General features: G+C 67.3%; 8 protein-coding genes. 6 read left to right on the top strand and 2 right to left on the bottom strand.

What is annotated here, in order from left to right; genetic code table 11:
• Positions 1-30: 30 nt before the first annotated feature.
• From RRX38_RS09500 to RRX38_RS09520, 5 genes are all read left to right on the top strand, one after another.
• Entirely contained in the window at positions 31-2,001 is a 1,971-nt protein-coding gene (locus RRX38_RS09500; RefSeq protein WP_315962331.1) for a choline BCCT transporter BetT, read from the top strand.
• Positions 2,002-2,133: 132 nt separating this feature from the next.
• Complete coding sequence (locus tag RRX38_RS09505) at positions 2,134-2,841, top strand: helix-turn-helix transcriptional regulator (RefSeq protein WP_315962332.1); 708 nt, start codon at positions 2,134-2,136, stop codon at positions 2,839-2,841.
• A 99-nt stretch (positions 2,842-2,940) separates the two neighbouring features.
• The gene (locus RRX38_RS09510) at positions 2,941-4,374 is read left to right on the top strand and encodes a TolC family protein (protein ID WP_315962333.1); all 1,434 of its coding nucleotides are present in this window, start codon (positions 2,941-2,943) and stop codon (positions 4,372-4,374) included.
• Positions 4,374-5,510 carry an HlyD family secretion protein gene (locus RRX38_RS09515; protein WP_315962334.1) on the top strand — a complete coding sequence of 379 codons (1,137 nt, stop codon included), beginning with the start codon at positions 4,374-4,376 and terminating at the stop codon, positions 5,508-5,510. Before RRX38_RS09510 ends, RRX38_RS09515 begins: the two co-directional genes overlap by 1 nt.
• A complete protein-coding gene (locus tag RRX38_RS09520) occupies positions 5,507-7,012 on the top strand; it encodes a DHA2 family efflux MFS transporter permease subunit (protein ID WP_315962335.1) in 1,506 nt (501 codons plus the stop codon). The genes RRX38_RS09515 and RRX38_RS09520 overlap by 4 nt, the downstream gene beginning before the upstream one ends.
• 617 nt (positions 7,013-7,629) lie before the next feature.
• On the opposite strand, the gene RRX38_RS09525 is transcribed toward RRX38_RS09520, so the two are convergent.
• Positions 7,630-10,062 (bottom strand): alpha/beta fold hydrolase, encoded by a 2,433-nt coding sequence (locus RRX38_RS09525; RefSeq protein WP_315962336.1) that lies wholly within the window; start codon positions 10,060-10,062, stop codon positions 7,630-7,632.
• Positions 10,059-10,508 (bottom strand): cell division protein, encoded by a 450-nt coding sequence (locus tag RRX38_RS09530; RefSeq protein WP_315962337.1) that lies wholly within the window; start codon positions 10,506-10,508, stop codon positions 10,059-10,061. Before RRX38_RS09530 ends, RRX38_RS09525 begins: the two co-directional genes overlap by 4 nt.
• A 189-nt stretch (positions 10,509-10,697) precedes the next feature.
• On the opposite strand from RRX38_RS09530, the gene RRX38_RS09535 reads away from it, so the two are divergent.
• The gene (locus RRX38_RS09535; RefSeq protein WP_315962338.1) at positions 10,698-13,115 is read left to right on the top strand and encodes a TonB-dependent receptor; all 2,418 of its coding nucleotides are present in this window, start codon (positions 10,698-10,700) and stop codon (positions 13,113-13,115) included.
• Positions 13,116-13,287 lie beyond the last annotated feature (172 nt).

The following is a 13,287-nucleotide window of genomic DNA, read 5'->3' on the forward strand; positions in this document are numbered from 1 at the left end:
CAATTCGCTTTCCGGGAGACAAGAACATCCATGGGCCAAAAGACCGAGCCAACCCCAAGATCCGCCCTCAACCCGCCGGTGTTCTGGATCTCGTCGATCCTGTTGCTGGCACTGGTGCTGTTCACCGCCAGCTCACCGAGCACGGCTCAGGACCTGTTCACTCTCATTCAGGGCTGGATCATCACCAATGTCAGCTGGTTCTACATCCTGGCCGTCGCGGTGATCCTCGGCACGGTGGTGTACCTCGGCATCGGCCGCTACGGCGACATCAAGCTCGGCCCGGACCACAGCACCCCCGACTACAGCAGCACCACCTGGTTCGCCATGCTGTTCTCCGCCGGCATGGGCATCGGCCTGATGTTCTTCGGCGTCGCCGAGCCGGTGATGCACTTCATCAACCCGCCCTTCGGCAGCGGCTATGACATTCAGGCGGCGCGCGAGGCGATGAAACTCACCTTCTTCCACTGGGGCCTGCATGCCTGGGCGATCTACGCCATCGTGGCGCTGATCCTGGCCTACTTCAGCTACCGCCACGGCCTGCCCCTGACCCTGCGCTCGGCGCTGTACCCGCTGATCGGCGAACGCATCAACGGCCCTATCGGTCATGCCGTGGACATCTTCGCGATCATCGGTACGGTGCTGGGCGTGGCCACCTCGCTGGGTTTCGGCGTGGCGCAGATCAACACCGGCCTGAATGCCATGTTCGGGGTCCCGGTGAACACAGGCGTGCAGATCGTGCTGATCATCGCCACCACCGCGCTGGCGACACTGTCGGTGGTCTCCGGGCTGGACAAGGGCATCCGCCGCCTTTCGGAACTCAACCTCGGCCTGGCGGTGCTGCTGATGCTGATGGTCGTGCTGCTCGGCCCCACCGTGCTGATTCTGCAGACCTTCGTGCAGAACACCGGCGGCTACCTGAGCGAAATCGTCAGCCGCACCCTGAACCTCTATGCCTACGACCCCACCGACTGGATCGGCGGCTGGACGCTGTTCTACTGGGGCTGGTGGCTGGCCTGGTCGCCCTTCGTGGGGCTGTTCATCGCGCGTATCTCACGCGGGCGAACCATCCGCGAGTTCGTCAGCGGCGTGCTGCTGGTGCCCACCGCGTTCACCCTGCTGTGGATGACGGTATTCGGCAACACCGCGATCCATCTGATACTCGACCAGGGCATGAGCGACCTGGCCGCCGCCATCAACCAGGACACCGCCCTGGCGCTGTTCGCTTTTCTTGAGCACTTCCCGTTCGCCAGTTTCATTTCGGTGCTGGCGATCATCATGGTGGTGGTGTTCTTCGTCACCTCGGCCGACTCCGGCGCCATGGTGGTCGACATGCTCGCCTCTGGCGGTAATGACCATACGCCGGTCTGGCAGCGCATCTTCTGGGCCACGAGCATGGGTGTCGTGGCCATCGCGCTGTTGCTGGCCGACGGCCTGAAAGCCCTGCAGACCGCGACCATCGCCAGCGCCCTGCCCTTCACCATCGCCCTGCTGTGCAGCATGCGCGGCCTGATGAAGGCACTGAAGCTCGACGCCACCAAGCGTGGCCTGCGTCATTACAGCCTGTCGCCATCCACCTCACGCGGCCCCGGCAGCTGGCAGCGCCGCCTGCGCAACCTGGCGATGTTTCCGCGCCGCGCCCATGTGGTGCGCTTCATCAGCGAAGTGGCCAAACCCGCCTGCTTGTCGGTGGCCGATGAATGGCGCCGCCAAGGCTATCAATGCCAGGTGGACGACGGCGAGGACGGTAGCGTGCGGCTGACGGTCGGCCCTACGGACAACCCCGAGTACCTCTACCAGGTGGTGCCCAAGGCCTACGCCATGCCCAGCTTCGTGCTCAGCGACAGCCAGAGCGACGAACGCAAGTACTTCCGTGCCGAGGTCTACCTGCGCGAGGGCGGCCAGGACCACGATGTGATGGGCTGGTCCAGGGAAGACGTGATTGGCGACATTCTCGATCAGTACGAACGACACATGCACTTCCTGCATCTGGTCAGCGAGTGAACAGGAAAAATTTGTTACAAGCACAAATTATTGGCAATAAATCACCAATAACCCGTTAATCGCGAGCATGCTTAGCAAGCTTTTCTCCGCCGGCGCTGCGTACACTGCCACGCAGCCCGAGCGGAGGAACCCATGCAGACACTCACCCAGGATTATCGGCATGGCGACGTGGTCGCCAGCCACTGCCACGCCCAGGCGCAACTGATCCACGCCAGTGCCGGGGTGATGCTGGTGGGCACCGAACAGGGTGACTGGGTGATACCCCCCGGCCATGCGCTGTGGGTGCCCGCCGGGGTCGCCCATGAGGTGCGCATGACCGGTGCGGTGAGCATGCGCACGCTGCTGGTCCCCACGCACCACTCGAACCAGTGCCTGGTCATCGAAGTCAGCACCCTGCTGCGTGAACTGATTCTGGCGGCTTCGATCCGGCCGGTGGATCCCTTGCGCCAGCAGCACCTGCTGGCGCTCATCGACCTGGAGCTGCAAGCGGCCCGCCAGGTGCCCGCCTACATTCCCCTGCCCCGCGACCGGCGCCTGCGCCGCCTGTGCACCGAGCTGCTCGACGAACCGGCCCGCGAGCTGACCCTGGAACAGTGCGGGCAGCGCCTGAACATGAGTGCCCGTACCCTGGCGCGTGGCTTTCAGCGCGAACTGGGCATGTCTTTGGGTGAATGGCGCACCCGTACGCGGATGATCCTCAGCCAGCAGCGCCTGCTGCGCGGCGTGCCGATCATCGAGGTGGCGCTGGAGCACGGCTACCAGAGCCCCAGCGCCTTCGCCGCGACCTTCAAACGTGTGCTCGGCCACAGCCCGCGCCACTGTCAGGCCCGCTCGGGCTGAACTGTCCCGATCGCACGCGCGGTTGTCCGCTTCACGAGCGAGCAGCCGCGCCCTGCACGTTAGCCTGAGTGACTCGATTGATCCTGCGAAGTCCTCTCCATGCGTGTGCCCGCCCCGTTGTTCATCCCCGTCGCCCTGCTCGTGCTCGGCGGCTGCCAGGCCCAGGCGCCGACGCCGCCGACGGCCCCCCTCTCAGCCGCTGAAACGAGCCTGGGCGTCCTGCCTGATGGCGTCGACCACCAGCCACTGCCCGACCGCTGGTGGTCGCTGTACCGCGACCCGCAGCTCGACCAACTGGTAGAACGCGCCCTGCAGCACAATCAGGACCTGGCCCAGACCGATGCGCACCTCAAGGCGCTGATGGCTGGCGTTCGCCAGCAACAGGCCGCGCTGTGGCCGAGCACCGAGGTGCAGGCCGGCGTGCCGTACGGGCGCAGCAGCGATGACCAAGTGCTGGCCGAGGCTCGCGACGGCCATGCCGCCAATCACTGGGAGACCGCGCTCGGCTTCGACCTGGCCTGGCAGCTGGACCTGTATGGGCAACTGCGCGCCGCTATCGCTGCCGCCCAGGCCAGCGTCGAAGCCCAGACCGCCGCCCGCGACCAATTGCGCCTGGGCATCGCCGCGCAGACCAGCCAGGCGTATATCGACCTGTGCAGTTTCACGGCACGGCAGGCGGTGTTGCAGCAGTCGCTGGACAACCTCGCCAGCAGCCTGCGGCTCACCGAACGCCAGCACCAGGGCGGGGTGGCCACCGCCCTCGACAGCCGCCGCCTGCAGGTGTTGGCCAGCCGCACGCGTGCCGAGCTGCCGTGGCTGCAGGCGCGCCAGCAGATGGCAGCCTTCAGCCTGGCTCAGCTTACCGGGCAGGCCAATGCCCCTGCCGAACCTTGCCAGCAGCTGCCCAACCTGAACGCTGCACTGCCCAGCGGCGAGGCCTGGCACCTGCTGCAACGCCGCCCCGACATCCGCCAGGCCGAACGCCAGTGGCTGGCGGCGCACTGGCGCGCCGAGCAGGTGCGCGGCGACCTGTACCCGCAAGTCAGCCTGGGCGCGACGCTGAACACCGCCAGCAATCACCTCGACGGCCTGGGTGACAGCCGCGCCCTGAGCTTCGGCGTCGGGCCGCTGATCCGTTGGCGCTTCCCCAACCGGGCCGCCAACCGCGCGCGCCTGGCCGCAGCCGACGCCGAGCGCGAGGCCAGCCTGGCGGCATGGCGCAGCAGCGTACTGAGCGCGCTCAAGGACGTGCGCAGCGCCCTGGCCCGTTATGCCGGCGAACGCCAGCGCGCCCAGACCCTGGACCAGGCTGCGCAACAGAGCCGCGAAGCCTTCGAACTGGCCGAGCGTGGCTACCGCGCCGGCAGTCTCGACGGCCTGCAGCAACTCGACGCGCAACGTGAACTGATCGCCGCCCAGGCCCAACAGGTCGAGGCTCGCCAGCGCCAGGCACACAGCGAGATCGCCCTGTTTCAGGCGCTGGGCGGCGGCTGGCAGGCACCGGACTCATTGACCCTCAAGGAACACCCGTAATGAACATCGCCATCGACGAACAGACCCGTGCCGAACAGGCGCAGATCCTTGCCGCACAACGGCGCAAGCGCCAGCGAGTGGCCGCCAGCGCCCTGCTGGGGACAGTGGCGCTGCTGGCCGTGGGGGCCTGGTGGCTGCTGTGGGGGCGTTTCTTCGAGAGCACCGACGATGCCTACGTGCGTGCCGACTGGGTCGCGGTCAGCGCGCGAGTCAATGGCTACGTGGCGCAGGTACTGGTCGAAGACGACCAGCCGGTACAGGCCGGCCAGGTGCTGCTGCGCATTCGCCAGGATGACTACCAGGCGCATGAGCAACGTGCCAGTGCCGGCTTGCAGGAGGCCCGTGCCGCACTGTTGGCGGCCCAGGCCGAACGTCGGGTGGCCGAAGCCGCCGTGGCGCACCAGCGGCAGGCCATCGACCAGGCGCGCGCGGCCCTCACCGCCAGCCAGGCCGAGCAGCGTCGCAGCGACCTCGACCTGCGCCGCTACCAGGGTCTGGTGCGTGACCAGGCCGCCACCACCCAGCGCCTGGAAAGCGCCCTGGCCAGCGCGGCCCTGGCCCGTGGCGCACGGCAGGCGGCGCAGGCGAGCCTGGCCGGCGAACAGCGGCGCCTGGACATGCTGCAGGCGCAGATCGCCCAGGCCGATGCCCACATTGCCCAGGCCCAGGCGGCACGCCAGGCTGCCGAGGCCGACCTGCAACTGGCCGAGCAAGCGTTGCGCGACACCGAGGTGCGCGCCCCGGTCGCCGGCGTGGTCGGCCAGCGCCGCGTGCGCGAGGGCCAGTACCTGGTACCCGGTCAGCCGCTGCTGGCCGTGGTGCCGGTGGACCAGGCCTACGTGGTGGCCAATTTCAAGGAAACCCAGCTGCAACACATGCGCCCCGGCCAACCGGTGAGCATTCAGGTCGACAGCTACCCCGACACGCCGCTGCATGGCCAGGTCAGCAGCGTCTCGCCGGCCTCGGGCAGCGTCTTCGCCCTGCTGCCGTCGGATAACGCCACCGGCAACTTCACCAAGATCGTGCAGCGCTTCCCGGTGCGCATTCGTCTCGACGCCGGTACGTCGCAGCCGATTCTTCCGGGCATGTCGGTGATCGCCACGGTCGACACGCATCAGCGCGAGGTGCACCGATGAGCGCCGAGCGGGTGTCGGCCAAAGCCTGGGTGGCGGTGCTCGGTGGGCTGTTCGGCTGTTTCATGGCGGGGATGAACGTGCATGTCACCAGTGCCGCGCTGCCGCAGATCCAGGGCTCGCTGGGCGCCACCTTCGAGGAAGGCTCATGGATCTCCACCGCCTACCTGGTCGCGGAAATCGTCATGATCCCGCTGACCGCCTGGCTGGTGCAGGTGTTCTCCCTGCGCCGGGTCATGGGCCTGGGCGCCCTGGTGTTCCTGGTCGCCTCGGTGGCCTGTTCGCTGGCCCCGAACCTGGCGGTGATGATCACCCTGCGGGTCATTCAGGGCGCCGCCGGTGCCGTACTCATCCCGCTGTCGTTCCAGCTGATCATCACCGAGCTGCCAGCCAGCCGCATGGCCATGGGCATGGCGCTGTTCAGCCTGGCCAACAGCGTGGCCCAGGCCGCCGGCCCCTCGATCGGCGGCTGGCTGACCGATGCCTGGTCGTGGCGCTGGATCTTCTACCTGCAGCTGTTCCCCGGTATCGCCCTGTTGGCCGCCATCGCCTGGTCCATCGAGGCGCGGCCGATGAACCTGGCGCTGCTGCGGCGTGGCGACTGGCTGGGCATCGCGGCGATGATCCTCGGCCTGGGCGGCCTGCAGATCGTACTGGAGGAAGGCGGCCGCCAGGACTGGTTCGCCTCACCGTTCATTTTCTGGACCAGCGTAGCTTCGGCCATCGGCCTGGCGGTGTTCATCGCCACCCAGCTATGGGGCGGGCGCAGCTTCATCAACCTGCGCCTGCTGGGCCGCTACAACTTCGGCGTGGCCAGCGCGGCGATGTTCGTGTTCGGCGGGGCGACCTTCGGCCTGGTGTTCCTGGTGCCCAACTACCTGTCGCAACTGCAGCACTACAGCGCCCACGAGATCGGCGTCAGCCTGATCGCCTATGGCGTCGTGCAGCTGTTGCTGGCGCCGCTGATGCCGCGCCTGATGGGCTGGAGCAGCCCGAAGATCATGGTCGCCACGGGCTTCGTGATCATGGCCGCCGGCTGCTGGCTGGCCGTGCACCTGGACGCTGACAGCGCGGCCAACGTGATCATTCCCTCCACGGTGATTCGTGGCATCGGCCAGCCGTTCATCATGGTCGCCCTGTCGGTGCTGGCGGTGGCCGGGCTGGCCAAGGCCGAGGCCGGCTCGGCTTCGGCGGTGTTCTCCATGCTGCGCAACTTAGGCGGCGCGGTGGGCACCGCCGTGCTGACGCAATGGGTGGCCAGCCGCGAGCGCCTGCATTCGGCGCGCATCCACGAAACCGTCAGCGTCTTCGAACCGGGCGTGCAGGAACGCCTGGGCAGCGTGCTGCACAGCTGGCTACCGGCCGGCCAGGAACAACTGGAAGGACTGGCCCGCACCATCCGCCGCGAGGCGTTCCTCATGGCCTATGGCGACGCCTTCTACCTGGCTTGCCTGGCGCTGCTGGCCTGCGCCGTGGCGACCCTGGCGATGCGCAGCCGCACCTAGGCTGCTGCAAGAGCGACTTCAGCCGCAATACAGTTCAGTTAGTCGCTATATGGCCCGGAGGGAGCGGCTTTAGCCGCAATACCGGTCAGTTAGACCGTTGGAGCTTGCTCGCGAATAGCAGACTATCTGGAGCGGGTACACCCGTCGCTGCATCAGTGCCCTTGAGTCACCTTTCCGCCTTTACGGCGGGTTACTTTTGGTTTCGGCCAAAAGTAACCAAAAGCCATTGCTCCTGGCTTGGGTCTGCCCTGCGGGCAGACTTCCCTCCTTCCGGCGCCATTCCAGGGGGCCGGCGCAATGGGCCGTCCCTGGCCCAGTGCGCCTAAGCCGGCTTCCCTGCCGGCTTACCCCCTTCCATGACACCTCCACTCGGCCTGCACCGAAGTCGCGTTCGGCGGCGTTTGTAAATTCTGTGCTTGAAAAGCAAAAGCGACGCCAAATCAGATTGCTCTGATCTAAAAGATCAGTATTGGCTTTAGCCGCGAAAGCGCCAGGAAATTCACTGTATCTGTCGTGAACAGGCGGCCGCTTCGCGGCTGAGGCCGCTCCTACCCGGCCTGACCGAACAGTATTGCGGCTGAGGCCGGTCCTGGCGGCCTGCCTGAATGACGAGGCGCTCAGGCCAGCTGCAACTGGCCGTCGCGCAGAATCACTTCACGGCCCAGCCAGCCGGCATCCACCTGCGGCAGCACCGCCGACGGCTTGCGCAACTCGCGCAGCAGGGTCGAGCCATGCGACAGCCGCCCGCCCATCCGTGCCACCACGCCCCGAGCGGCCTGGTACTGCGCATGCCGGCCGGGGTCGAGGCTGTCTTCCAGGAGGATGTCCTGGCCGAGCACGCCGCGCACCTCGCCGGGGTAGATCATGAACCCGGCCGCCAGCTCGTCACCTTCGCGGCCATCCTGCCAGAAGCTGCCATCGCGGCTGCGCACGTGAGGATGTGCCGCGAACCAATGACCGCGCTCGGCCTCGGGCATGGCGTGGTGCAGGCGAAAGAACACCCGCATCAGGTTGTCGCGGTACCACTCGCGCACCTGCAGGTAGTAGCCGCGCATACCCGGCAGGCCCGCTGCATGCGCCAGGCGGATCAAACGCGGCCAGCTCGGGAAGGCCTGCAACGGCAGATCGGTCAGCGGCGGCCGTGGCGTGCCGGGGTCGGTTTCCCACGGCAGGCGGTGCGGGCAGTCATCCAGGCTGCCGTAGGCGGTGGGCGGACGGCCCAGACGGTCACCGCCACTGCTGGCCAGGGCGGTGGCGATGCACAGATTGCCCTGCACCACGAACACATAGAAACGGCTGAACCAGTCAGCCAGTTGCTGGCCGCTGGCGCCCTGCTCGACCAATTGCGCCAGCTCACGATCGAAGCGCCGCAGTTGGCGCTCCAGACGCGGCAACTGGCCCCTGGCGATGCGTTGCATGCGCAAGAACACCGGCAGCGAGCGCAGCACACGCCATGGCCGCAGCGGCAGGTGTGGCGCGGCACCGCCCACCTCGCCAGCGTATTGGCTGGAGGGAATGCCCCAGTCGGCCAGACGCGCCAGGAACAGGTCGTTGTTGATGTACGAGGCGCCGTCGTACACCGCCGTGAAGGGTTCGTTGTCCTGCAGCACGCGGGTATCCCAGCGCGCCATGATCGCCGGAATACTCGCCGCAGCGCGGCGCTGGCCGTACTCGACGAAGCGGCTGGGCTGTGGCGGCAGGATCTCGGCGATGTTGGCCGCCGTGAGGTGGCGGCGCCAGCCGTAGTCGCTGATCGGCCGATACTGCAGCAGCCACAGTTGCTGGCCGTCCCAGGCCCACTCCACATCGCCCGGCACATAGTGGAAGACCCGCAGCACGCCCTGCAGGAAGTCCCACAGGCGGGCCTGGGTCAGGCCGTGCACGGTAGGGAACTGGCCACTGCTCCAGGCCTCGCCCAGGCGCGACAGCACCGCCCGCTGCGGGCTGACCAGGCCATCGGCCAGGGCCGCCAGATGCCCCTCGACCCATTCCAGTTCCACGGCCAGATGGCGCACGAAACCGATGCCGGACACCCGAGGCTCGATGAAGCGCTGCACCACCACCTGCTCGACCCCGGCCCCCAGCAGGTCCTCGACCCGGGCATGGACCTCGGCGCCCGGTACACGCAGGTACGTGGTGCTCAACCCGGCGTTGGCCGCATCGGCCTGGTCTTCGCCGAAACTGGACGAGCGCACCGCCCACAAGGCTTGTGGGGCATCGGCCAACAGCGCAGGCAGCCTGGGGTCAGCGGCCTGCTCCAGGTTCAGCGCCATCGGCACCGGTTGCCCGGCCAGTTGCGCCAGGTGCAGTCGGCCGCCCTTGGTGTGGGCGACGAAACCTGGCTCGCGCGCTTCCAGCCAGGCGGCGAAGCCGACCGGATCGTCGATCCAGGGGTAATGCCCCCACCCCGGCTGCACGCTGATGCGCAGGTCGGCACGGGCAAGGATCGCCGACCAGGCGGCCGCCTGCTCACTGCCCAGCAGGCCGTCCTGGTCGCCCCACACCAGTTCGAGGGGGTCTTCGATCCACTCCAGCAAGGGCAAGGCGGTGTCGGCGCGCAGCAGGTCCCAGTACGGCACGAAGGCCCGGCAGCGCGCGTAGCCCTCGCCCATGCGCCGATACTGCGCGGCGTTCCAGCGCTGGCGGGAGAACTTGCGGGCGAACAACGTGGGGCGGTGCGCCAGCAGCCAGTGGATGGCCTTGCGCACCGGCAACGGCGACATCAGTGCCGGCAAGCGGCGTTGCCAGAGAAAGGCACCCACCGGCGACAGCAGCACGCTGCGCGAGAAGTGACCCGGCTGGCGTTGCAGCGCGTGCAGCACCAGCAAGGCACTCACCCCGGTGGCGAGGATCGCGCTGCCGCGCCGGGTGGCGGCCAGCAGCGCGCGGGCGTAACCGGCCAGGTCGCTGCACGGCGGCTCGGGGTTGTCGCCGAAGCCTGGCAGCTCCAGCGGCACCACCTGGTAATGCTGGAAGTGCGGCAGCACGTCGTCCCACCAGCGCGCGCAGCTGCCGTTGCCGGCCAGCAGGTACAGCAACGGCTTGCTCATGCGCCACTCCGGTCATGACGGTACAGCCACAGCAGGGGTGGCAACAGGGCCAGCAGCGCCAGGGCGTCGATCAACAGGTGCGACCAGAGGCTGGCCTGCAGCGAGATGAGCATGTCCTGCGGCGCCCAGAGCAGCAGGCCGGCGATCAGCCAGCCCCATACCCGCGGCTGGCGCAGGCGGCTGCCGATGTGCACCAGCGCCAGCATGTACAGCGAGTAGGCCTGCAGGGTCGCGCCGAACAACGCCAGCCACCAGGTCTGCTGGGCCCGCGCCGGGGCCGGCGCCAGGCCGCCCCAGAAGGCCTGCTCCAGCGAGGTCAGGTAGGCGTCGAACAGGCCGCTGTGGCCGGCCCAACTCAATAGCACACCACCGCCCAGATGCGCGGCGGCCACCAGATACAGCCAGCGAACCAGCGCTTGGCGTCGAGCGACGGAAGAAGACCACATGGCGAATTCCGAGATTCCTGCCGGGAAAGCTGGCGAGTGTACCCGTTTTCCAGCAGGCCTCAGCAGCCCACGCAAGCGCCGTGGGCAACCGCTAGGCACGCGCCCGAATATTTCTTGCGCCAGGCCTGTCCCCTTTTCGCCGCTGGCGTGTCATGAGGGTTAACAGCATCCAGAAAAGAGAGCACCGCAATGCCTGCACTGCCACGCCGCCGTTCGCTCCTGGCGTCTTCGATCTCCCGCTCGACCCTGTACCTGAGCCTGGCCCTCGGCCTGCCAGCCACCCTGCCGGAGCTGGCCCTGGCCGAGACACGCAGCTTCGAGGTGCCGGCCGGAGACCTCGGCTCGGCGCTGACCCGCTTCGCCGGCCAGGCCGGGGTAAGCCTGTCGGTGGACCCGGCGCTGATTCAGGGCCGCCACAGCGCCGGGCTGTCGGGCAGCTATGGCGTGGAGGAAGGCTTCCAGCGCCTGTTGCAGGGCAGCGGCCTGCAGCTGCAGGCGGTGGGTGGCGGCTACACCCTGGTGCCGGCCCCGCAGCGCAGCGGCGCTCTGGAGCTGGGCAGCACCGACATCGTCAGCACCAGCATCCTGTCGTTCAACGGCGACGGCGAGCGCTACGCCGGCAACCAGGTGGCGCGGCGTGGCTCGCTGGGCCTGCTGGGTTCGCGGGACTTCATGGATACCCCGCTGAGCAGCACCACCTACACCAGCGAAACCGCCAAGAACCAGCAGGCTCGCACCCTGGGCGACCTGGTGGCCAGCGACCCGTCGGTGCGCACCACCAACCCGGCCGGCGGTCGCTTCGAGCAGTTCACCATCCGCGGCTTCAGCCTGTTCAACACCGATGTGTCCTATAACGGCCTGTACGGCGTGCTGCCCACCTATTCCATCGACATGGAAATGGCCGACCGGGTCGACGTATTCAAGGGCACCAACCAGCTGCTCAACGGCATTTCGCCGCGCGGCAGCATCGGCGGTGGCGTCAACGTGGTAGCCAAGCGCGCCACCGACAAGCCGATCACCGAGTTCACCGGCAGCGTGGCTTCCGACAGCCAGGTCGGCGGCGCCGTGGATGTCGGTCGGCGCTTCGGTGACAACAACGAATACGGCATCCGCTTCAACGGCGTGAAGCAGTCCGGTGACACCGAGTGGGATCACCAGAACGTCGACCGCGAGCTGTCGGTACTGGGCCTGGACTTCCGTGGCGAGCGCCTGCGCGTGTCGGCGGACATCGGCCGAACCGAACGCGACACCGATGCCCCGCAGGAGCGTATCCAGGTCGGCGCCAACGCCCAGGTGCCGAGCGCCAGCTCGATCCACAAGAACTACGCCCAGGCCTGGAGCTGGGCGAGCACCAACGACACCTTCGGCGACCTCAATGCCGAATACGACATCAGCGATTCCTTCATGGTCTATGGTGCGGTAGGTGCGCGCGAGAGCAACCATGAGTTCATGCGCCACGCCGTGAGCGTGACCAACAACGCGGGCGACTTCACCATTTCGCCACGCTACTTCACCCGTGATGAAAGCGTGCGTACCGCCACTGTAGGCGCGCGCAAGTGGCTGCAGACAGGTCCCGTCAGCCACGAGCTGAACATCTCGGCCACGCATTTCTACATGGACTTCACCAACGGTGGGGCGCGCTATGCCACCGCTGCCGGCAATATCTACAACGCGGTGCAGCGGCCCTTGCCCAATGCGCCGACGCGCCTGGATTCGAAGGACTACACCGAAAACCGCTTCGACAGCCTGGGCCTGGCCGACACCCTGGGCTTCTTCGATGACCGCCTGCTGGTCACCTTGGGCGGGCGCTTCCAGCGCGTGCAGGTGGATGACTGGAGCGATGGCGTCAAAGGCGCCACCGCCTACGACGAGAAGAAGTTCTCGCCCTCCGGCGGGGTGGTCTACAAGGTCACCGACCAGTGGTCGCTGTATGCCAACTACATGGAAGGCCTGAGCCTGGGCAAAGTGGCGCCTTCCACCTCGATCAATGAAAACCAGATCTTCGCGCCGTTCATCAGCCGCCAGATCGAGGTGGGCAGCAAGTACGACCTGGGCAACCTGGCCTTCACCGCCAGTGTGTTCCGGGTCAAGCAGCCGGCCTACGAGACCAACGCCACCACGCGGGTCTTCGGCCCCAGCGGCAAGCGCGAGAACACCGGCGTGGAACTGAACGTGTTCGGCGAACCCCTGCAGGGCGTGCGCCTGCTCGGCGGGGTGATGTACATCCACAGCGAGCTGACCGACACCGTCAACGGTGTCTACGACGGCAACCGCGCACCGGCCACGCCCAAGTACAACGTCAACCTGGGCGGCGAATGGGACGTACCGGGCCTGCAGGGCGTGACCCTTACCGCACGCGGCATCTACTCCAGCTCGCAGTACCTGGACCAGGCCAACAGCAAATCCATCGACAGCTGGGAGCGCTTCGACCTTGGCGCGCGCTATGCCTTCAAGATCAACAGCACGGACGTGACCCTGCGCGCCAATGTCGAGAACGTGCTGGACAAGGCCTACTGGGCCTCGGCCGGCGCCTCCGACGACAGCGAGCCGGGCCTGACCCTGTCGACGCCACGCACCTACCTGTTGTCGGCCACCGTCGGGTTCTGATCGCCCCAGCCCCACAGCTGCTCGCTCACAGGTGCGAGCAGCTTCGACTGCCAGGACGTTTCCCGGCTGAAAGCAATACCGTTGTGGGAGCGAGCTTGCTCGCGAAATGGCCGGTAAGGTCACCCCATTTGTTGTGAGCATGACGCCGACTTCGCGAGCAAGCTCGCACGGT

Source organism: Pseudomonas sp. DTU_2021_1001937_2_SI_NGA_ILE_001, from assembly GCF_032463525.1.
Taxonomy (GTDB): domain Bacteria; phylum Pseudomonadota; class Gammaproteobacteria; order Pseudomonadales; family Pseudomonadaceae; genus Aquipseudomonas.